Annotated in this window: 16 protein-coding genes; 7 read left to right on the top strand and 9 right to left on the bottom strand. The window is 66.7% G+C overall.

The window, feature by feature from the left end; genetic code table 11:
* Positions 1-29 precede the first annotated feature (29 nt).
* The 3 genes from tcuB to PNAP_RS19065 all read right to left on the bottom strand — a co-directional run bounded on the left by tcuB (position 30) and on the right by PNAP_RS19065 (position 3,626).
* Positions 30-1,214, bottom strand: coding sequence for a tricarballylate utilization 4Fe-4S protein TcuB (tcuB, locus tag PNAP_RS19055; RefSeq protein WP_011803176.1), 1,185 nt, complete (start codon positions 1,212-1,214; stop codon positions 30-32).
* The gene (tcuA, locus tag PNAP_RS19060; RefSeq protein ID WP_011803177.1) at positions 1,201-2,610 is read right to left on the bottom strand and encodes an FAD-dependent tricarballylate dehydrogenase TcuA; all 1,410 of its coding nucleotides are present in this window, start codon (positions 2,608-2,610) and stop codon (positions 1,201-1,203) included. The genes tcuB and tcuA overlap by 14 nt, the downstream gene beginning before the upstream one ends.
* An 83-nt stretch (positions 2,611-2,693) precedes the next feature.
* Complete coding sequence (locus tag PNAP_RS19065) at positions 2,694-3,626, bottom strand: LysR family transcriptional regulator (RefSeq protein ID WP_011803178.1); 933 nt, start codon at positions 3,624-3,626, stop codon at positions 2,694-2,696.
* Positions 3,627-3,676: 50 nt separating this feature from the next.
* On the opposite strand from PNAP_RS19065, the gene mnmA reads away from it, so the two are divergent.
* Positions 3,677-4,861, top strand: a complete 1,185-nt coding sequence (gene mnmA, locus PNAP_RS19070) for a tRNA 2-thiouridine(34) synthase MnmA (RefSeq protein ID WP_011803179.1) — start codon at positions 3,677-3,679, stop codon at positions 4,859-4,861.
* Positions 4,862-4,947: 86 nt separating this feature from the next.
* Here mnmA and PNAP_RS19075 read toward each other — a convergent pair whose 3' ends face one another.
* Both PNAP_RS19075 and ssb read right to left on the bottom strand, forming a co-directional pair.
* A complete protein-coding gene (locus tag PNAP_RS19075; RefSeq protein WP_041376818.1) occupies positions 4,948-6,366 on the bottom strand; it encodes a MipA/OmpV family protein in 1,419 nt (472 codons plus the stop codon).
* 186 nt (positions 6,367-6,552) lie between these two features.
* Positions 6,553-7,080, bottom strand: a complete 528-nt coding sequence (ssb, locus tag PNAP_RS19080; protein WP_011803181.1) for a single-stranded DNA-binding protein — start codon at positions 7,078-7,080, stop codon at positions 6,553-6,555.
* Between the two features lie 129 nt (positions 7,081-7,209).
* Between ssb and PNAP_RS19085 the strand changes: the two genes are divergently transcribed.
* Positions 7,210-8,574, top strand: coding sequence for a chloride channel protein (locus PNAP_RS19085; protein ID WP_011803182.1), 1,365 nt, complete (start codon positions 7,210-7,212; stop codon positions 8,572-8,574).
* A 4-nt stretch (positions 8,575-8,578) separates the two neighbouring features.
* Here PNAP_RS19085 and PNAP_RS19090 read toward each other — a convergent pair whose 3' ends face one another.
* The 4 genes from PNAP_RS19090 to PNAP_RS27715 all read right to left on the bottom strand — a co-directional run bounded on the left by PNAP_RS19090 (position 8,579) and on the right by PNAP_RS27715 (position 11,438).
* On the bottom strand, positions 8,579-9,781 hold the full coding sequence (locus tag PNAP_RS19090) for an MFS transporter (protein ID WP_011803183.1): 1,203 nt from the start codon (positions 9,779-9,781) through the stop codon (positions 8,579-8,581).
* Positions 9,782-9,951: 170 nt separating this feature from the next.
* Positions 9,952-10,806, bottom strand: coding sequence for a sterol desaturase family protein (locus tag PNAP_RS19095; RefSeq protein ID WP_011803184.1), 855 nt, complete (start codon positions 10,804-10,806; stop codon positions 9,952-9,954).
* A gap of 12 nt (positions 10,807-10,818) precedes the next feature.
* Complete coding sequence (locus PNAP_RS27710) at positions 10,819-11,160, bottom strand: cysteine rich repeat-containing protein (RefSeq protein WP_011803185.1); 342 nt, start codon at positions 11,158-11,160, stop codon at positions 10,819-10,821.
* Entirely contained in the window at positions 11,157-11,438 is a 282-nt protein-coding gene (locus tag PNAP_RS27715) for a hypothetical protein (RefSeq protein ID WP_011803186.1), read from the bottom strand. Before PNAP_RS27715 ends, PNAP_RS27710 begins: the two co-directional genes overlap by 4 nt.
* A gap of 154 nt (positions 11,439-11,592) precedes the next feature.
* Here PNAP_RS27715 and PNAP_RS19110 point away from each other — a divergent pair, with 154 nt between their 5' ends.
* From PNAP_RS19110 to PNAP_RS19130, 5 genes are all read left to right on the top strand, one after another.
* On the top strand, positions 11,593-12,303 hold the full coding sequence (locus PNAP_RS19110; protein WP_041377466.1) for a response regulator transcription factor: 711 nt from the start codon (positions 11,593-11,595) through the stop codon (positions 12,301-12,303).
* Positions 12,300-13,607 carry an ATP-binding protein gene (locus PNAP_RS19115; RefSeq protein WP_011803188.1) on the top strand — a complete coding sequence of 436 codons (1,308 nt, stop codon included), beginning with the start codon at positions 12,300-12,302 and terminating at the stop codon, positions 13,605-13,607. The genes PNAP_RS19110 and PNAP_RS19115 overlap by 4 nt, the downstream gene beginning before the upstream one ends.
* Before the next feature lie 69 nt (positions 13,608-13,676).
* Positions 13,677-16,751: an excinuclease ABC subunit UvrA gene (gene uvrA / locus PNAP_RS19120; RefSeq protein WP_011803189.1), complete on the top strand. Its 3,075-nt coding sequence runs from the start codon at positions 13,677-13,679 to the stop codon at positions 16,749-16,751.
* Positions 16,752-16,832: 81 nt separating this feature from the next.
* Positions 16,833-17,768: a DMT family transporter gene (locus PNAP_RS19125; RefSeq protein WP_011803190.1), complete on the top strand. Its 936-nt coding sequence runs from the start codon at positions 16,833-16,835 to the stop codon at positions 17,766-17,768.
* Positions 17,769-17,977: 209 nt separating this feature from the next.
* Complete coding sequence (locus tag PNAP_RS19130; RefSeq protein ID WP_011803191.1) at positions 17,978-19,687, top strand: ABC transporter substrate-binding protein; 1,710 nt, start codon at positions 17,978-17,980, stop codon at positions 19,685-19,687.
* Positions 19,688-19,689: the final 2 nt, after the last annotated feature.

Genomic DNA, 19,689 nt, shown 5'->3' on the forward strand with positions numbered 1-19,689 from the left:
CGTGTTCTCCGTTTTTTGCAGGTAAAAATTCAGTCGGCACCCAGCCCGACGGGATTGGGCTGGCGTTTTTCGACCGCATGGCGCAAGAGCGAGGCGGTGCGGAAAATGCCGTGGGCAAACTTGCCGTAAGGCAGCGTGGCAAACAGCGCCATCACCACGCCCAGATGGACGGCCAGCAAGGCCGCCAGGGCCGGCGTTCCGCGCGCCAGCCACAGGGCGAGGCCGCTCAAGCTGGTGAAGAACAGCAGCGCGATGAAGCCGAGGTCCATCGGCTTTTGGGCCGCGTCGCCGTGCTGCGGGTGCCGCCTGAGGTTCAGCCTGAACAGCCCCGCCGTGCCCAGCAGCAGGCTCACACCACCGACTGCGCCCAGCAGCTTGGGCAGGCTGGGCAGGTCGTAGGGCGCTGACCAGCCGAAGGCGTAGTGGTACACCGTGGCCAGGCTGGTGGCGGCAAAGCACAGCATGAAGCCGTAAAAGGTCAGGTGATGGGCGCGCCGCCGCGACAGCGTGTAGGCATCGTCTTCGTTATGACAGCCGTCGCCATGGCCGCCGTCCAGGTACTTCAGCCGGAGCACGTCGCCGGTCGCCTCGGCGGCTGCAGGCGAGGTGACCGGCAGGCCCGAGGTCGCGGGCGTCACATCGCGCCAAAAGCGCCGCACGCCCAGGCCAAGCGCCAGCACGGCCCACAGGAACACCGGCGCAAACATGCCCACCAGCAGGTTGTGCGGGAACAGCCTATAGAAGTTGCCGCGCAGGTCGCCGCCCCACAGCGTGCCGTTGAGCGCCAGCGCCAGCAGCAGGAACAGCGCCAGTCCGGCGGCGAGCGCCAGCGACAGCGTGAGGCCGTTGCGCTGGTAGAGCCGGCCCAGCGCCGGAGGCCAGGCGTAGTCCACATAGGTCTGGCCCCGTACCTGGGCCATGGCCTGCGGCACATTGACGGCGAACTCATGCGGCGGCGCGTACTGGCAGGCGTGCAGGCAGGCGCCGCAGTTGTGGCACAGGTTGGCCAGGAAATGGATGTCAGCCTTGCCGAACTCCAGCCGGCGCGTCATGGCCGGAAACACCGCGCAAAAGCCTTCGCAGTAGCGGCAGGCATTGCAGATCTGCATCTGCCGCGCGACTTCGGCTTCAGGCGCGCTGAGCACCAGGCCAGCCCCCATGTTCCCATTGGCCAACGCCACGGCGTCGCGCGCCAGGGCTTCAAGCTGCTGCATGATGTACTCCTGATTTCATAGCTGCCTGCGCAGACTGGACGCCCGCAATACGGCCAAAAGCCGTTCCAATCGACATGCCGACGCCGGCGGTGTAGCCCTGGCCCAGCACATTGCCGGCCATCATTTCCCCGGCCACGAACAGGTTGGCGCTGGGCACGCCGCCAAACGACACGGCAGCGGTTTCACCGGTTTTCAGGCCCAGGTAGGTGAAGGTCACGCCGGGCTTGAGGGCGTAGCCGTGGAACGGTCCCTTGTCCACCGGCCGCGCCCAGTGCGTCTTGGCCGGGCTCAGCTGCTCGGTGTGGCAGTCGTCGAGCAGCGTGTGATCAAAAGTGCCGACCCGGCAGGCGGCGTTGTAGCCGTTCATCGTCTGCATGAAGGCAGGCACGTCCAGGCCGAGCTTTTGCGCCAGTTCCGGCAGGGTGTCGGCCCGGGTGCCGGGAAACACCGGCGGCATGAAGCGGCCTGCGGCCTTGGCGTCAATCACCGAATAGGCCACCTGCCCCGGCTGCTGCGCCACCAGCCGGCCCCAGATGGCATAGCGCTTGGGCCAGAAATCCTCGCCCTCGTCATAGAAGCGGCGGCCCTCGCGGTTCACCACCACGCCCAGCGACACGCAGTCGATGCGCGTGCAGATGCCGCCGTCGTACAGCGGCGCGCGGGCGTCAATCGCCACCATGTGGGCCTGCGTCGGGTCGCCGATGGTGTCGGCCCCAGCCTTCAGCAACTGCCTGAGCAGCACGCCCTGGTTGAAGCGCGTGCCGCGAATCGCGAAGTTGTCCGACGGCCATTCGCCGCGCGCGTTCTGGCCCCAGGCTTCGCGCAGCCATTCGCGGTTGGACTCGAAGCCGCCGGCTGCCAGCACGCAGGCTTTGGCCGTGATGCGCTCGCTGCCCACGAAGGCCGCCACGAAGCGGCCGTCCCGCAGTTCGAGCCTGTCCACCGGCGCGCTGTAGCGAACCTGCACGCCGAGCTTTTCGGCGCTGCGGTAGTAGGCGTTGACCAGCGCCTTGCCGCCGCCCATGAAAAAGGCGTTGGTGCGGCTCAGGTGCAGCGTGCCCGACAGCGACGGCTGGAAATGCACGCCGTGGCGGCGCATCCAGTCGCGGCAGTGGCTCGACGCGCGGATCGTGAGGCGCGCCAGCGCTTCGTCGGTCTGCCCGCCCGTGACCTTGAGCAGGTCCTGCCAGAATTCTTCTTCCGGGTAGGCGCCGGTCAGCACGTCCTGCGGCGCGTCGTGCATGCAGCGCAGGTTGCGCGTGTGCGCCGAGTTGCCGCCGCGCCATTCGCGCGGCGCCGCTTCGAGCAGCAGCACGCTGGCGCCGGCCTCGCGCGCCATCAGCGCCGCGCATAAAGCCGCATTGCCGCCCCCAATCACCAGTACATCGACCGTCATAGCCACCTCTGCTTTTGCCAGGAAAGGTGCCAACTTTAGGGGTCGCAGGCGCTGTTGCTCAGCCCCGGATCACGATGGGGGCATCACGAATCGTGATGGATCAGCCGTGCGCCTTGCCATGCGCCCGAGCGGACCAGAGTGCGTGCACAGTCGGCCAGCACCACCCGCGTGGCCAGCGCGGCGGGCGACAGCTCGTCGTCCGACAGACTGCACAAGGCGTTGCTGCGGCGCACCTGGGCATCGGCAATTTCGCTCCACTGCAGGCGCAGCGCAGCGTCCTGCACCCGGCCCAGCGCGGCCCAGGGCTGCACCGTGCAGCCCAGTCCGGCGCAGACCGCATCCATCAGCATGGTCAGCGAGTCCACTTCGGCCACCAGTTGGGGCTTGATGCCGGCCTGGGCAAACGCGGCATCGAGCGTGCTGCGCAGGCCGTGCGCGCCCGTCGGCAAAATCAGCGGCACGCCTTCGAGCTGCGCCATGCTGGTTGAAGCGGGAGCCTCGCCCGTGGATCGCGGGCGCATCAGGTACAGCTTTTCCTCCAGCAGCGGCATCACGCTCCAGCGCCGGGCCGCGCCGGTGTCGAACAGCACCGCCAGGTCCAGTTGCCGCGCATTGAGCATGCCGGTCAGATGGCCCGACATGCTTTCGACCAGGTGCAGGCGCACATCGGGATAGCGCTCGCGCATGGCCCGCATCAGCGGCACGCCCAGCACCACGGCGGTGGTCGAGGCCAGCCCGACGCTCACCGTGCCGCTCAGGCGCGACTGCTGGGCGGCGCGCACGGCCTGCTCGGCGTGGCGCAGGGTCAGCTGCGCTTCCCGGAAAAATGCCAGCCCGGCCTCGGTCGGCACCACGCCCTTGCTGCTGCGCTGCAGCAGGCGCGTGGACAGCTCGCCTTCGAGCCGGCTGATTTGCTGGCTCAGCGCCGACTGCACCAGGTCCAGGTCCAGCGCGGCGCGGCTCATGCTGCCAAGCTCGACGATGCGAACGAAATACCGGAGTTGCCGAAGTTCCATGGGGGCGGGTCAAAAACGCAAGCGGGTCATCGCGGGATAATCGCACACCTATGGACAAGCAACACAGCAAGCAACGGATCGTGGTGGGTTTGAGCGGCGGCGTCGATTCAGCGGTGACCGCGTACCTGCTCAAGCAACAGGGCCACGAGGTCATCGGCATCTTCATGAAGAACTGGGAAGACGACGACGACAGCGAATTCTGCTCGTCCAACATCGACTTCGTTGACGCGGCCGCCGTCGCCGACGTGATCGGCATCGAGATCGAGCATGTCAACTTTGCCGCCAACTACAAGGACCGGGTGTTCGCCGAGTTCCTGCGTGAATACCAGGCCGGCCGCACGCCCAACCCAGACATTTTGTGCAACGCCGAGATCAAGTTCAAGGCCTTCCTGGACCACGCGATGCGGCTGGGCGCCGAAAAAATCGCCACCGGCCACTACGCCAGAGTGCGCCAGAACGAAGCCACCGGCCTGCACGAACTACTCAAGGGCCTGGACCCGTCCAAGGACCAGAGCTACTTTTTGCACCGGCTGAACCAGGCGCAACTCTCGAAAACGCTGTTCCCGGTCGGCGAGCTGCACAAGACCGAGGTGCGCCGCATCGCGGACGAGATCGGCCTGCCGAACGCCAGGAAAAAGGACTCGACCGGCATCTGTTTCATCGGCGAGCGGCCGTTCCGCGATTTCTTGAACCGCTACATCGCCAAGGCGCCGGGCCCGGTCAAAAACGACCAGGGTCGCATCCTGGGCGAACACGTCGGCCTGAGCTTCTACACGCTGGGCCAGCGCCAGGGGCTGGGCATTGGCGGGGTGAAAGCCCGGGGCGCCGACCTGAAGGCGGCGCAGGCGCGCGGCCAGCGCGGCGTGGGCGAGCATGAGCCGTGGTTTGTCGCGCGCAAGGACATGGACAGCAACACCTTGTGGGTGGTGCAGGGCCACGATCATCCGTGGCTGCAATCGACGCTGCTCAATGCGCAGGATTGCAGCTGGGTGGCGGGCAGCGCGCCGGCCCTGGGCGCAATGGCCGCCAAGACGCGCTACCGCCAGGCCGATGCCGCCTGCGAACTGGTCAGCGCCACGGCCGGCGGCTGCGAACTGGCGTTTCTAGATGCCCAGTGGGCGGTGACGCCGGGCCAGTCGGCCGTGCTCTACCAGGGCGAGGTTTGCCTGGGCGGCGGCGTGATTGCTTCGAGCAATGTGCAGAACCTGCCCGGCGGCAAGCCAGCGGTGGCCTGAAAACGACCCGTTTTTAGATAAAAAATGCCGTTTGCGCATACAGCATCTGCCTAACCAGCTATTAAAAAAATAGCAAAACCATCAACTCAAAGCGCCGACTCGACATAGGTGTAGAGGTAATTGGAGCCGCCGTTGACATTGCCCAGCACGCGCGACGAGCCAAAAATGCCCGAGCGGTGCGACACGCCCACACCGATAAAGGTGTCCTTCAGCACCCGCGACCCCAGCAGGTCGCCCAGGCTGACGTCAATCGTCGGGTCCAGGTAGTTGAGCAGGCGCGAAGCCGGCTTGCCGCTGGCCGCCTGGCTGCTGGCCTCGATGTAGGGCGCCCGCTGGGCCAGGGAAACGCCCACGCCCATGCCAAGCCGCGTCTTGACCCGGTCGCTCCACGGAAAGCCGGAGTAAAACGCCTTCATGAACAGGTCGAGCTGCACGCCGTTGGCCTGCAGGCCCCGCTCGTTGTGGCTCGTCAGGCCGGCATAACCCACGAAGTCGAGCGGCCAGCCATTCACGTTCTGAAGAAAAGGCTTGCCGACCTGGATGGCGGAAATGCTGGTCGGGTTGACCGTGGCGGTTGACAGGCATTGCGCGGTGAGTATCTTGATCAGGTGGCAGCCGTCGTCGGTGGATTTGCCGTAGAGCAGCTTGAAGTAAGTGGGCGAGCCGTCCTGCGCCCATTCGCGCTGGTGCCCGCCAAAGTCATAGGCCGCGCCCACGTACACGCCGGGCAGCACGCGCTTTTGCACGATGGGACTGTCCTTGACCTTGCGGTCCAGCACGGTCGCCGACACGCCGGCCAGCAGGCGCCAGCGCTGGGACAGATCGTAGGAGCCGAACAGGCCGAGCGAGGTGTTGACGCCCGCGCCAGGCGCATAGGCGGCGCGGCCGGCCGTGGCTTCGCTGTCCCGCACGCCGTAGTAATAGTTGTTCAGCCGGGCATCGCGCAGCGCCACGCTCAGGCTGGGGCGCAGGCTCCACGGGCCGGAACGCCAGTCATAGGTGTAGCCCAGGCGGGCTTCGCTGCCCTTCGAGAAACCGCCCACATCGTGCAGCAGCTCGGCCTGCAGCGTGCCCCAGGGCTGGCGCCAGCGCCACGACAGGCCCAGGTCGATCCCGGAATCGCGCGTGGCCATGCCGGCCAGGCTGGCCGGCAGGCGGTCGGCCGGAAAACCTTCGAGCCGCTGCTCGACGAACAGGTCCACGCGCTGCGCGTCGCCGTTCAGCAGCTTGGCGCCGCCCCGGTTGGCATGCAGAAAAAACCGCTCGCCCTCATACAGGTACAGCGGCAGGATGTCGTAGCGGTTGCCGGCCTCCACGTAGGGCGAGCGCTCGAAATGCGTGACCACGCCCAGCCCAGCGCTGCCCGGCACCGACAGGATGTTGGTCAGCGGCTCCAGGCTGGCGTCGGCGCGGGCCGGCGCCATGGCGCACACGCCGGCGGCAGCCAGGGCCAGGCCTGCCAGCAAGCGTAAAAATTGGGGAGTGGCGGGTAAAAGATTGTTCATCGTGGAGGGGGATGCGGGTCGGGCGCCGTCTTCATTGGGCGGTTGCTGCGCTGACATCTCAATTTATCAGCAAAATAGGCTGTTTGCGCACTGTGCATAAGCACAACCTGCTATTTAATCAGTAGCAAGGCTGATTAAAAAACCCGCACGAAGCGGGTTGTTGATGGGATTTTTTCCAGGTACACCTCAAAACGGAATGTCGTCATCCATGTCGTCAAAGCCGCTGGGGGAAGCTCTGGACGCTGCTGGCGCGGGCGCGGGCGCGGGCGCGGGCGCTGGCCGTGGCGCAGGCGCTGCGGGGCGGCTGGCCGGTGCGGCCTGGCGCGGCGCTTCGTAGCCGCCGCCCTCGTCATGGCCGGCAGCGGGGCCGCCCATGCCCTGGCGGCTGCCGAGCATCTGCATCTGGTCGGCGCGGATTTCGGTGGTGTACTTTTCAACGCCGCTCTGGTCGGTCCACTTGCGCGTGCGCAGGCTGCCTTCGACATACACCTGCGAGCCCTTGCGCAGGTACTGGCCGACGATCTCGGCCAGCCGGCCGTTGAACACCACGCGGTGCCATTCGGTGGCTTCCTTCATTTCGCCGGACTGCTTGTCCTTCCACTTGTCGGTGGTGGCGATGGTGACGTTGGCGACCTGGTCGCCGCTGGGGAAGCTGCGCATTTCGGGGTCTTTGCCCAGGTTGCCGACGATGATGACTTTGTTGACTGATGCCATGGTGTGCCGCCTCTGCTCTGAAATGGGTCCGAAAAATATCGTAACGGGCGGGTTTCGCCCAAAGCGCGATTGTGCCGCATCCGCCAAGCCCGGGCAGCTTGAAGTGGCCGACGGCGCAATAATTGCCCCATGCACCATCCGCCCCACGAGCCCGATTTCCTGCACAACCTGCGCAGCGAACTGTCCAATGGACGCCTGTGGTTCGACCGCGCCGTGGTGCTGGTCTATGCGATGGCCGCCGGACTGAGCGTGGTGGCCTTCACCCTGCTCGGCGAATGGGGTTTCGGGCTGTTTGAACATCTTTACGGCGCCAGCCGCTGGGCCATTTTGCTCTGGACGCCGGCCCTGACGGCTGCGATTGTCTGGATCACCCGGCGCCATTTTGCCGGCGCGGCGGGCTCGGGCATTCCGCAGGTCATGGCCGCGCTGGACCCGGCACTGCCGCCGGGCGCGCAAAACCGTTTCGTGTCGCTGCGGCTGACGCTGGCCAAGATCGGGCTGTCAACCGCCGGACTGATGGCGGGCCTGTCCATCGGGCGCGAGGGGCCGTCAGTGCAAGTCGCGGCAGGCGTCATGCAGCATGCGCGCCGCTGGCTGCGCCCCGACTCCGGCATGAGCAACCACGCCCTGCTGGTGGCGGGCGGCGCGGCCGGCATCGCGGCGGCCTTCAACGCGCCGCTGGCCGGCGTGGTGTTTGCCATCGAGGAACTTTCGCGCAAGCTGGAGTCGCGCAACAGCGGCCTGATCATCACGGCCATCGTGCTGGCCGGCCTGATGGGCGTTTCGACCTTTGGCAACGTGACCTATTTCGGCGTCATCAAGGTGCCGGTGCTGGGCTGGAACGCGCTGTTTCCGGGCCTGCTGGTGGCGCTGGCCTGCGGCGGGCTCGGCGGCGTTTTTGCACGGCTGCTGGCGGCCTCGCTGACCGGCTCGTCGCCCGACCGCTACAGCCGCTGGCGCAGCCGCCACCCGGTGCGCTTTGCCGCTGCGGGCGGCCTGGCGATTGCCGTGATCGGCCTGGTCAGCGATGGCTCGACCTTTGGCGCGGGCTCGCATGCCGTCACGCAGATGCTGGCCGGCCAGGCCGAGGTGCCTTCGCTGTACGTGCTGCTTAAATTCATCGCGACCTGGCTGGCCGCCTGGTGCGGCGTGCCCGGCGGCATTTTCGCGCCCGCGCTGTCGATTGGCGCTGGCGTGGGCAGCAACATTGCCGTGCTCACGGCGCCCGACATCAGCGCCGCGCTGATCGCCATCGGCATGGCCGCATTCCTGGCCGCCGTCACGCAGGCGCCGCTGACGGCGTTCATCATCGTGATGGAAATGGTCGATGGCCGCGCCATGGTGCTCAGCCTGATGATGGCGGCGATGCTGGCCAGCCTGCTGTCGCGCATGATCAGCCGGCCGCTCTACGCCACGCTGGCGGAGCACATGCTCGCAAACCTGCAGCCGCCGGCCACGGTTCAGGCCGAAAGCGAAAGGCCGGAGCCGCGCTGAATCCTCAAGCCGGTGCTTTTCGGGCGACCGGGCGTTGCGCCGGCATCATTCGCCAGGCCACGGCCAGCCAGAGCAGCGACAGTGCCGCCGTCGAGGCAAACAGGCCTTGCGTGCCGCCCCACTTGAGCATCGCGCCGCCGAGCGCGCCGCCGGCAAACAGGCCCAGCGACTGCGAGGTGTTGTAAAGCCCGAGCGCCGCGCCACGGCTTGAGGCGTGCGCCAGGCGCGACACCAGGCTCGGCTGGCTGGCTTCGAGCACGTTGAAACTGCAAAAAAACAGCAGCAGCAAGCCGCCCAGCACCGCCAGCGACGGCGCCGCGCCGCCGGCCGCCAGCGCGACCCCCAGGAAACCGAACTGCACCAGCGCCATCAGGGCAATCGCGGCCAGCAGCACGGCGCGCAGATGGCCGCGGCGCTCCAGCGGAAACAGCGTGCCGCCCATCACCACGAACGAGGCCAGCACCGCCGGCAGATAGACCTGCCAGTGCAGGGCCTTGAGCAGCCCGGCCTGCACCAGCAGCGCCGGCACCGCCACCCACATCGACAGCTGCACGGCATGCAGCACGAACACGCCAAAGTTCAGGCCCAGCATGTCGCCGCGCCCGAGCACGCCGGCCAGGCCGCCACGCGCCATGTCCTTGTGCAGCAGCGGCTCGGGCGGCACCAGCCACAGCACCATGGCAATGCCGGCCAGCGCCAGCAGGCCGGTCAGCATGAACAGGCCGCTCAGCCCGATGCGGGCATTGAGCGCCGGCGCCAGCACCAGCGACACGGCAAACATCAGCCCGATGCTGCCGCCGACCAGCGCCATGGCCTTGGTGCGCACCTCGTCGCGCGTCAGGTCGGCCAGCAGCGCCGTGACGGCCGCCGAGATGGCGCCCGCGCCCTGCAGCGCCCGGCCCGCCAGCAGCCAGTTCAGGTCGGGGGCAGCCGCCGCGACAAAGCTGCCCAGCGCGAACACCAGCAACCCGGCCACGATCACCCGCTTACGGCCCAGGCGGTCCGACGCCAGCCCGAAGGGGATCTGCAGCAGCGCCTGCGTCAGTCCGTAAATGCCCATCGCCAGGCCGACCCGGGCCGGGTCGTCGCCGCCCGGATAGCGTGCAGCCTCCAGCGCGAACACCGGCAGCACCAGGAACAGGCCCAACATGCGCAGGGCAAAGATCGAGGCCAGCGAGAAGCTGGCGCGCCGCTCGGTGGCGGTCATCGGAAACGACTGAAGAGTAGAGGACACGATGAAGGGATCAAGCTAACAAAACGGCTGAATGTGGACCGATGGCACCACGCTTGGCTTGCCGGGAGGCAAGGGTTAGCTCTCTATTGTGCTTGAACGAATGTTGATGGCGCCGGGCAGCCGCCGGCCCGCCGGGCTCCGGCCTACCCGCCCGGCGGGCCGAACAGCACCCGCGCCCGCGCCGCCCAGCCCGGCGCCTTCCACGCATCGCGGCCCAGCCTGAGCCATTCATGCAGGCCGATGCGCAGCGGGTTGTAGCTGTGCAGCGGCTCGGTCAGGCCGTACTTGATCCGCACGTCCGGCCGTTCTGCGGTGAAGGTGCCAAACAGCCGGTCAAAGACGATCAGCACGCCGCCATAGTTGCAGTCCAGGTACTCAGGGTTGGACGCATGGTGAATGCGGTGGTGGGCCGGCGTGTTCAGCACCCATTCGAGCGGCCCCAGGCGCGGCATCCACGGCGCATGCAGCCAGAACTGGTAGAGCAGATTGGCAGCCACCACGCCAAGCACCGCCACCGGCGAGAAACCCAGCCAGACCAGCGGCACGAAAAACAGCGCGGTGCCCGTGAGCTTGCCGGTCCAGCCCAGCCGCACGGCAGCCATCAGGGTCAGCTCGTTCGGCGAGTGATGCACCGAGTGCGTCGCCCAGAACCAGCGCACCCGGTGCGCCGCGCGGTGGTAGCCATAGTAGAAAAACTCCTGCCCGATAAACAGCAGGCCCCAGGCCAGCGGGCCGGCCAGCTCGATGGTCCAGAGCCGGTGCGCATGCACCCAGGCCAGCACCGGCACTGCCAGCGACAGGCCCAGGCCGTCCGCGATGCGGCGCAGCAGCGCATCGGCCAGCGACGCGGCATAGGCCCGCCAGTCGTAGGCGGCCTTGTAGATGAAGGTCTTGGCCAGGCCTTCCAGCGTGGCGACCCCAATGAGCAGCCCCGCCAGGCCCGCAAGCCAGGGCATCAGGTCGGGCGAAAGGGCGGGGCTGGCAAGTTCGGCGTGCATGGCGGCGGGCTTTCAGCGCGAGGCGATGGCGGCCCGGCATTCGGCGCTCAGGTCATTGGCATGCGCTTGCAGGCACTGCCTGGCCTCGGCACGGCCGGTTTGCGTGCCGCAGAGCTTTTTCACCTGCTCGCCGCATTGGCTGATGATGCCCATGCTGGCCTGGCAGGCGCCGGACAGTTCTGCCTGATGCGCCTTCAGGCATTGCGCAATCCGCCCGCCGCCGGGCTGGGTATCGGCGCACAACCTTGAATAGTCGGCACGGCAGGCCGATTGGGGCGTGGCGGCATTGCCGGCCCAGCTGGACAGGGCGCAGAGCAACAGCAGGCCGCCCGCCAGGAGGTGCCTGGCTTTCATGGTTGGCGGGTGGTTTCGCGGGTCGATGTCTGGCCGTTCGGTCCGGTCAGCGTGGCGGTGGTGTGGCCTGGCTGCCGGTCCACGAGGCGCGACGTGGTCTTGCCGTTCGGGCCGGTGCTGCTGCTGGACACATCGCCCTGGACTCGGCTGGCATCGCGGGTGACGGTCTGGCCCTGCGCGCCAGTGACAGTGCTGTGGCGCTCGCGGGCGGCAGCCGGAGAGGCCAGCGTCGCCAGCGCCAGCAGGGCGGCGCCATAAAGCGGAATAGACATTTTCATGGGGAACTCCTGGAAATAAAGTTGAAGGGTTTGTGATGGACGCAGCCAAATTACAACCGCAGTGCGCGCGGCTGTGTTTGTCATCGGATGACGAAATATGTCCGCGCTGAAACATGGCGCCACGGGCCGCGCGGGCTGCTTACACTTGCCCACCATGGACACCTCTTTGCCCACGGACCTCATCACGGTGCTGATGATTGACGACGACGCCGAGCTGGCCGGCATGGTCGGCGAGCTGCTGCTGGGCCAGGGCATGCAGCTGCGCAGCGCCGCCACCGCCGCACTGGGACTGGCGGCCCTGGCGCAACGCCAGCCCGACGTGCTGCTGCTCGACCTGATGCTGCCCGACGCCAACGGCCTGGATGTCTGCCGCCGCCTGCGCGAATCCGGCAACGACCTGCCGGTGCTGATGCTGACCGCGCGCGGCGACCCGTTCGACCGCGTTCTGGGCCTGGAGCTGGGTGCCGACGACTACCTGGGCAAACCGTTCGACCCGCGCGAACTGGTGGCGCGCATCCGGGCGCTGGCGCGCCGGGGCCAATCCGCGCGCCGCAGCACCCAGCTGCGTTTTAACGGCCTGAGCCTGGATTTGCTGGCCCGCCGCGCCACCTGCCCGGCCGGGGCGCTGGCGCTGACTTCCAGCGAATTCAAGCTGCTGCTGGCGCTGGCCAGCCAGCCCGGCGCCAGCGTCTCGCGCGAAGCCCTGTGCGCCGCCGTGCAGCCCGGCAGCTACATGCCGCTGGACCGGGCGGTCGATGTGCAGGTGGCCCGGCTGCGCAAAAAGCTGGCCGCAGCCGGCGAGCGCGAGTGGATCGAGACCGTGCGCGGCGAAGGCTATGTATTCACCGGCAGCCGCCTGCCATGAAATGGCTTGATTCGCTGTTTGCCCGGATTTTCCTGCTGCAGCTGGCGGCCGCGCTGGTGCTGGCGGTGGTGTTCGCCGTGCTGCTGTTCAACGAGCAGGCCAGCATCTTTGCGCGCGCCACGGCGCCGCTGTGGGTGTCGGCGCTCCAGCCGGTGCGCCAGCAGCTGGCCCGGGGCGAGCCGCCGCGCTTGCCCCGGACCCAGACGGTGACATCCCTGGTCGAGCTGCAGCCCGGCCCGCCCCCTGACGATGCCCGGGTGATGCCGCTGATTCCCCGCTACCGCGCCCTGCTGTCCGAGCTGCGCGCCCAGGGCCTGCCGGTGGCGCGCCTGGCCGTCAGCGGCCGCACCGGCCGCGCCACGACATGGCTGGAGCTGCAGGACGGCGACAAGCGGGTCTGGGTCGGCGTGCGCGGCATGCTCGAAGGCCCGGACATCCGCCGCCGGGGCACGCTGGGCTTTGTGATTGCGCTGCTGGTGTTCGTGGCTGGCGCGGCCTGGCTCAGCCGGCGCATCGCCAGGCCGCTGCAGGACTTGCAGGCCAGCGTAAAAGCCTTTGCCGCGACCGGCCGCCCACCCCTGCCCGCAGACGCCCAGGGACCGGCCGAGGTGCGCCAGCTGACCCGGCAATTCGCCGAATTCGCCGCCCAGCGCACGCAGCAGGACGAGGCCAGGGACATGATGCTCGCCGGCATTTCGCATGACCTGCGCTCGCCCCTTAGCCGCATCCGCATGGCCGCCGAGCTGCTGCCCGACGCGCCGGGCGTGCGCGACAAGCAGGCCAGCATCGTGCGCAACGTCCAGGCCGCCGACCGCCTGGTGGGCGCGTTTCTCGACCTGGCCCGCGCCTCGGCCGAGCCGCTGGACGAGCGGGTCGATCTGGCGGCCCTGACCCGGCGCCTGCTGGACTCGGGCGACCATGAGGGCGTGCGGCTGGAACTGCTGGCTGCCGGCCCGCTGTGGCTGCAGCCGGCCAGCAGCGCCGCGCTGGAGCGTTTGCTGGTCAACCTGCTGGACAATGCCGCCAAATACGGCCAGCCGCCGGTCGTGGTCAGCCTGCAGGCTAGAGCGACGCAGGCGGTGCTGACCGTTCGCGACCACGGCGCGGGCATTGCGCCGGGCCAGATGGACGCCTTGCGCAAGGCATTTTTTCGCGGCAGCCATGACCGTGGCCTGCCGGGCACCGGGCTGGGGCTGGCCATCGCCGAGCGCAGCGTGCAGCGCCATGGCGGCGAGATGACGCTGCTGGACGCCGGACCCGGCCTGGCGGTGCAACTGCGTTTTCCGCTGGCCGCCAATCCCTGAACTTGCCCGGGCCTGTACCCGAAACAGGGCTTCGCACTATGATGGAAAATTTTGCGGCGCTCTCATTTCGTGAACTTTCCTAACGACAGCAAGTACCTCGCCAGCGTGCTGGCCGCCCAGCGCATCAGCATTCGCGGCGCGCGCACCCACAACCTCAAGAACATCGACCTGGACATTCCGCGCAACCAGCTGGTGGTCATCACCGGCCTGAGCGGCTCGGGCAAGTCGAGCCTGGCCTTTGACACGCTGTACGCCGAAGGCCAGCGCCGCTATGTCGAAAGCCTGTCCACCTATGCGCGGCAGTTTCTGCAGCTCATGGACAAGCCCGACGTGGACATGATCGAGGGCCTGTCGCCGGCGATTTCCATCGAGCAGAAGGCGACCTCGCACAACCCGCGCTCGACCGTCGGCACGGTGACCGAGATCCACGACTACCTGCGCCTGCTGTTCGCCCGCGCCGGCACGCCGTATTGCCCCGAACACGATCTGCCGCTGCAGGCGCAAAGCGTCGCCGAAATGGTCGATGCCGTGCTGGCGCTGCCCGAGGACACGCGCCTCATGATCCTGGCGCCGGTGGCGCGCGAGCGCAAGGGCGAGTTCGTTGACCTGTTCGAAGAGATGCAGGCCCAGGGCTATGTGCGCTTTCGGGTCGATGGCGCGACCTATGAATTCGACAACCTGCCCAAGCTCAAGAAAACCGAGAAGCACACGATTGACGTGGTGATTGACCGCGTCAAGGTGCGCCTTGACAAGGAAGTCCAGCCCGACGCCGAAGCCGCGACCGGAACCGCCCCGCCGCCCGCGCTGCGCCAGCGCCTGGCCGAGAGCTTCGAGGCGGCGCTGCGGCTGGCCGACGGCCGGGCGGTGGCGCTGGAGATGGACTCCGGCAAAGAGCACCTGTTCAGCGCCAAGTTCTCCTGCCCGGTCTGCAGCTATTCGCTCAGCGAGATGGAGCCGCGCCTGTTTTCGTTCAACTCGCCGGTCGGCGCCTGCCCGTGCTGCGACGGCCTGGGGCATCGGGATTTTTTCGATCCGGCGCGGGTCGTGGCCTTTCCGTCCCTGAGCCTGGCCAGCGGCGCGGTCAAGGGCTGGGACCGGCGCAATGCCTATTACTTCTCGATGCTGGAGAGTCTGGCCAAACACTACCAGTTTGACATCGACAAGGCGTTTGAAGACCTGCCCGAGAACGTGCGCCAGGTGGTGTTGCATGGCTCCGGCGAGGAAGAGATCAAGTTCAGCTACCTCATGGAGTCGGGCGAGAAGGCCGGCAAGAAGGTGAGCAAGAAGCATCCATTCGAAGGCATCATCACCAACTTCGAGCGCCGCTACCGCGAAACCGAATCCACGGTGGTGCGCGAAGAACTCGCGCGCTACCGCAGCCTGCAGCCCTGCCCCGACTGCCGCGGCACGCGGCTGCGGCTGGAAGCGCGCCATGTGTTTTTGGTCGGCACGGCGCAGGGCGAAGACGCAGCCGGCCCGCGCAAGACCATCCATGAAATCAGCCGCCTGACGCTGCGCGAGAGTTTCAGCTACTTCAGCACCCTGAGCATGCACGGCGCCAAGGCCGAGATTGCCGCCAAGGTGGTGCGCGAGATCGGCCTGCGGCTCAAATTCCTCAACGACGTGGGCCTGAATTACCTGAGCCTGGACCGCAGCGCCGAGACGCTGTCGGGCGGCGAGTCGCAGCGCATCCGGCTGGCCAGTCAGATCGGCTCGGGGCTGACCGGCGTGATGTATGTGCTCGACGAGCCCAGCATCGGTCTGCACCAGCGCGACAACGACCGCCTGATCAGCACGCTCAAGCATTTGCGCGACATCGGCAACAGCGTGCTGGTGGTCGAGCACGACGAGGACATGATCCGCGCCGCCGACCATGTGATCGACATGGGGCCGGGCGCGGGCATCCACGGCGGGCGCGTGATGGCGCAGGGCACGTTCGAGGAAGTTCAGGCGAACCCCGATTCGCTGACCGGCCGCTACCTGGCGGGAACACTCAGGATCGCGGTGCCCCAGCACCGCACCCCCTGGCTGCCGACGGTCAAAAATGCCAACGCCAACGCCTTCGACAAAACCAAATCGCGCTTTGCGCCCAGCCCGGCGGCCGAGCGCCGCGCGGCGCGCGAAGCCATCCACCAGGCCACGCTGGGCGACATGCAGGCGCTGCGCGTGATCAACGCCACCGGCCACAATTTAAAAAACGTGAGCGTGGAATTCCCCGTCGGCCTGCTGACCTGCGTGACCGGCGTGTCCGGCTCGGGCAAATCGACACTGGTCAACGACACGCTGTACGCCGCCGTGGCGCGCACGCTGTACCGCGCGCATGAAGAACCCGCGCCGCACGAAAGCATCGAGGGCATCGAGCATTTCGACAAGGTCATCAACGTGGACCAGTCGCCGATTGGCCGCACGCCGCGCAGCAACCCGGCGACCTACACCGGCCTGTTCACGCCGATCCGCGAACTGATGGCCGAAATGAACACGGCGCGCGAACGCGGCTATGGCGCCGGGCGCTTTTCCTTCAACGTCGCCGGCGGGCGCTGCGAAGCCTGCCAGGGCGACGGCGTGGTGAAGGTGGAAATGCACTTCCTGCCCGACGTGTACGTGCCCTGCGATGTCTGCCACGGCCAGCGCTACAACCGCGAAACGCTCGAAGTCCAGTACAAGGGCAAAAACATCGCGCAGATCCTGGACTTCACGGTCGAGACCGCCGCCGAGTTCTTCAAGGCCGTGCCGACGATAGCGCGCAAGCTGCAGACGCTGCTCGACGTGGGCCTGAGCTACATCAAGCTCGGCCAGGCGGCGACCACGCTGTCGGGCGGCGAGGCGCAGCGGGTCAAACTCGCGCTGGAACTGAGCAAGCGCGACACCGGCCGCACGCTCTACATCCTGGACGAACCCACCACCGGCCTGCATTTCGCCGACATCGACCTGCTGCTCAAGGTGCTGCACCAGTTGCGCGACGCGGGCAACACCATCGTCGTGATCGAGCACAACCTGGACGTGATCAAGACCGCCGACTGGCTGATCGACATGGGACCGGAAGGCGGGGCCGGCGGCGGCCGGGTGGTGGGCGTTGGCACGCCCGAAGACATTGCCGCCAACCCCGACAGCCATACGGGTCACTATCTGGCGCGGCTGCTGTAGAACCCTGCCGCCGCCACTGACCCGCTGGCCATTTGATTTGCCTTCCCGGCGTAGCCACGCCCGATTCCAAAGGTTTCTGTTGTGAACAGCACTTCCATTTTCACCCGCCGCAAGGTGGTTTTCCTCGTTGCCTCGCTGTGCTGCCTGCTCTGGGGCAGCGCCTACCCGGCGATCAAGAACGGCTATGCGCTGTTCAACATCGCGGCCGGCGATATTCCATCCAAGCTGGTGTTTGCCGGTTACCGCTTCCTGTTTGCCGGCCTGGTGCTGCTGGCGATTGCCGCCATCGGCAAGAAGACGCTGCGGCTGGAGCGGCGCACGCTGGGCCAGGCGGCGCTGCTGGGCCTGACCCAGACCAGCCTGCAATACGTGTTTTTCTACATCGGCCTGGCGTATGCCACTGGGGTGAAAAGCTCGATCATGAACGCCACTGGCACTTTTTTCAGCGTGCTGCTGGCCCACTGGATTTATAAAAATGACCGGCTCAGCGCCAACAAGGCGCTGGGCTGCCTCATCGGATTTGCCGGCGTGATGGTGGTCAACTTCAGCGCGGGCCTGCTGAGCTTTGATGTCGCGCTGCGGGGCGAGGGCTTCATCGTGATCGCCGCCTTCGTGCTGTCAGCGGCCAGCATCTACGGCAAGAAGGTGTCGCAGCAGGTCGATTCGGTGGTGCTGACCGGCTACCAGCTGGCGATTGGCGGGCTGGCGCTGCTGCTGCTCGGCTTTGCCGCCGGCGGCACGCTGAGCGGCTTCACCGTCAAATCGGCCGCCCTGCTGGCTTACCTGGTGGTGCTGTCGTCCGCCGCGTTTGCGCTCTGGACGATTTTGCTCAAGTACAACCGGGTCAGCATGGTGACGGTGTTCAACTTCATGGTTCCGGTGTTCGGCACCATGCTGTCGGCGCTGTTCTTGGACGAACGCATCCTGGAGTGGAAAAACGGCGTGGCGCTGCTGCTGGTGTGCCTGGGCATCTGGCTGGTCACCAGGGAAGAAAAACCGGCGCTGGCCGTGGCGTGAGGCCGTGCGGCATGAAATTCAGAAGATTCAGGGCTTTTGCGCACAGCTGGCGGGCATAAACAGCTATGCTTTTAATAGCACCAATTCAGCCTTCATAATTCCGCATCACCCAGTTGCACTCATGTGCGGGAAACCAAGGTAATCACGCATTGACGCAGCTGCTGGCGCGCCGCAAATTCATTGCGTGCAGCCCCCGCAAAAGCGGCAGAATGAACGGCGGATACAGGCATGCTTCATGCGTGCAAGGCCACAGGCAACTCGCACAGACTCACCTCAAGGAAACCATCTTGGCAACACTGAATTCCCTCTCTGCGTCCTTACCGTCATTTTCCCGCCGCGTGCTGTGCGCCAGCGCCACGGCCGCCCTGCTGCTGTGCCACGGCGCGGGCGCGCTGGCCGCCACGCCCAAGGACACGCTGGTGGTCGCCTTTGCCTTTGACGACATCATCACGATGGACCCGGCCGAGGCCTTCGAGCTGTCGGCCGGCGAGATCATGGGCAACACCTATGACCGGCTGGTGCGGCTCGACATCAACGACCCGTCCAGGCTGGTCGGCGACGTGGCCAAATCCTGGACTGTGTCGCCCGACGGCAAGACCTACACCTTCGAGCTGAAACCCGGGCTGAAGTTTGCCTCAGGCAATGCGCTGACAGCCGACGAGGTGGCGTATTCGCTGCACCGCGCCGTCACACTGGACAAGTCGCCGGCCTTCATCCTGACGCAGTTTGGCTTCAGCAAGGACAACGTCAAGGACAAGATCAAGGCGGCCGGCCCACTGACGGTCACGATTGAAACCGACAAGGCGTATGCGCCGACCTTCGTGCTCAACTGCCTGACCGCCAACATCGGCGCCATTGTTGACAAGAAGCTGGTGATGTCCAAGGAGCAGAACGGCGACTGGGGCTACGCCTGGCTGAAAACCAATTACGCCGGCTCCGGCCCTTTGAAGCTGCGCGAATGGCGCGCCAACGAGATCGTGGCGCTGGAGCGCAATGACAACCACTACGGCGACAAACCCAAGCTGGCCCGCGTGATCTACCGCCATGTGAAGGAAGCGGCCACGCAGCGCCTGCTGCTCGAAAAAGGCGACATCGACATCGCCCGCAACCTGAGCCCGCAGGACATTGCCGCGCTGTCGGCCAACAAGGACATCAAGCTCGTCTCGGCGCCCAAGGGCACGGTGTACTACATCAGCCTGAACCAGAAGAACCCGACGCTGGCCAAGCCCGAGGTGCGCGAGGCGCTGAAATGGCTGGTCGATTATTCGGCCATCGGCGACACCCTGATCAAGAACATCGGCGTGGTGCACCAGAACTTTTTGCCCCTGGGCCTGCTGGGCGCGAGCAAGGAGAATCCGTACAAGCTCGACGTGGCCAAGGCCAAGGCGCTGCTGGCCAAGGCGGGCGTGCCCAAGGGCTTCAAGGTGACGATTGACATGCGCACCGTCCAGCCGGTGCAGGGCATCACCGAAGCCTTCCAGCAGACCGCCAAGCTGGCCGGCATCGATGTCGAGATCATTCCCGGCGACGGCAAGCAGGTGCTGACCAAATACCGGGGCCGCACGCACGACATGTACATCGGCCAGTGGGGCTCGGACTACTGGGATCCGCATTCGAACGCCGACACCTTCACGCGCAACCCGGACAACGCCGACGACGCCAAGGCCAAGCCGCTGTCGTGGCGCAACGCCTGGGCTATCCCTGAGCTGACCAAAAAGTCGGACGCCGCCGTGCTGGAGCGCGACGCGGGCAAGCGCAAGAAGATGTATGAAGAGCTGCAGGCCGAGTTCCGCAAGACCAGCCCCTTCATCATGCTGTACCAGCAGACCGAGGTGGCCGCCTACCGCAGCAATGTCGATGGCCTCAAGCTCGGCCCGACGTTTGACACCAACTACATGTTCAAGGTAGCCAAGCGCTAACG

The organism is Polaromonas naphthalenivorans CJ2, assembly GCF_000015505.1.
Classification (GTDB): domain Bacteria; phylum Pseudomonadota; class Gammaproteobacteria; order Burkholderiales; family Burkholderiaceae_C; genus Polaromonas; species Polaromonas naphthalenivorans.

Excerpts from the sequence above, each read along its gene's own strand:
- PNAP_RS27715 (WP_011803186.1), bottom strand. The coding sequence starts at position 11,438 with ATGAAAATGTCTATTCCGCTTTATGGCGCCGCCCTGCTGGCGCTGGCG.
- PNAP_RS19075 (WP_041376818.1), bottom strand. The coding sequence starts at position 6,366 with ATGAACAATCTTTTACCCGCCACTCCCCAATTTTTACGCTTGCTGGCA.
- PNAP_RS19090 (WP_011803183.1), bottom strand. The coding sequence starts at position 9,781 with ATGACCGCCACCGAGCGGCGCGCCAGCTTCTCGCTGGCCTCGATCTTT.
- tcuA (WP_011803177.1), bottom strand. The coding sequence starts at position 2,610 with ATGACGGTCGATGTACTGGTGATTGGGGGCGGCAATGCGGCTTTATGC.
- PNAP_RS19085 (WP_011803182.1), top strand. The coding sequence starts at position 7,210 with ATGCACCATCCGCCCCACGAGCCCGATTTCCTGCACAACCTGCGCAGC.
- mnmA (WP_011803179.1), top strand. The coding sequence starts at position 3,677 with ATGGACAAGCAACACAGCAAGCAACGGATCGTGGTGGGTTTGAGCGGC.
- PNAP_RS19110 (WP_041377466.1), top strand. The coding sequence starts at position 11,593 with ATGGACACCTCTTTGCCCACGGACCTCATCACGGTGCTGATGATTGAC.
- PNAP_RS19095 (WP_011803184.1), bottom strand. The coding sequence starts at position 10,806 with ATGCACGCCGAACTTGCCAGCCCCGCCCTTTCGCCCGACCTGATGCCC.
- PNAP_RS19065 (WP_011803178.1), bottom strand. The coding sequence starts at position 3,626 with ATGGAACTTCGGCAACTCCGGTATTTCGTTCGCATCGTCGAGCTTGGC.
- tcuB (WP_011803176.1), bottom strand. The coding sequence starts at position 1,214 with ATGCAGCAGCTTGAAGCCCTGGCGCGCGACGCCGTGGCGTTGGCCAAT.
- PNAP_RS19115 (WP_011803188.1), top strand. The coding sequence starts at position 12,300 with ATGAAATGGCTTGATTCGCTGTTTGCCCGGATTTTCCTGCTGCAGCTG.
- PNAP_RS19130 (WP_011803191.1), top strand. The coding sequence starts at position 17,978 with ATGAACGGCGGATACAGGCATGCTTCATGCGTGCAAGGCCACAGGCAA.
- ssb (WP_011803181.1), bottom strand. The coding sequence starts at position 7,080 with ATGGCATCAGTCAACAAAGTCATCATCGTCGGCAACCTGGGCAAAGAC.
- PNAP_RS27710 (WP_011803185.1), bottom strand. The coding sequence starts at position 11,160 with ATGAAAGCCAGGCACCTCCTGGCGGGCGGCCTGCTGTTGCTCTGCGCC.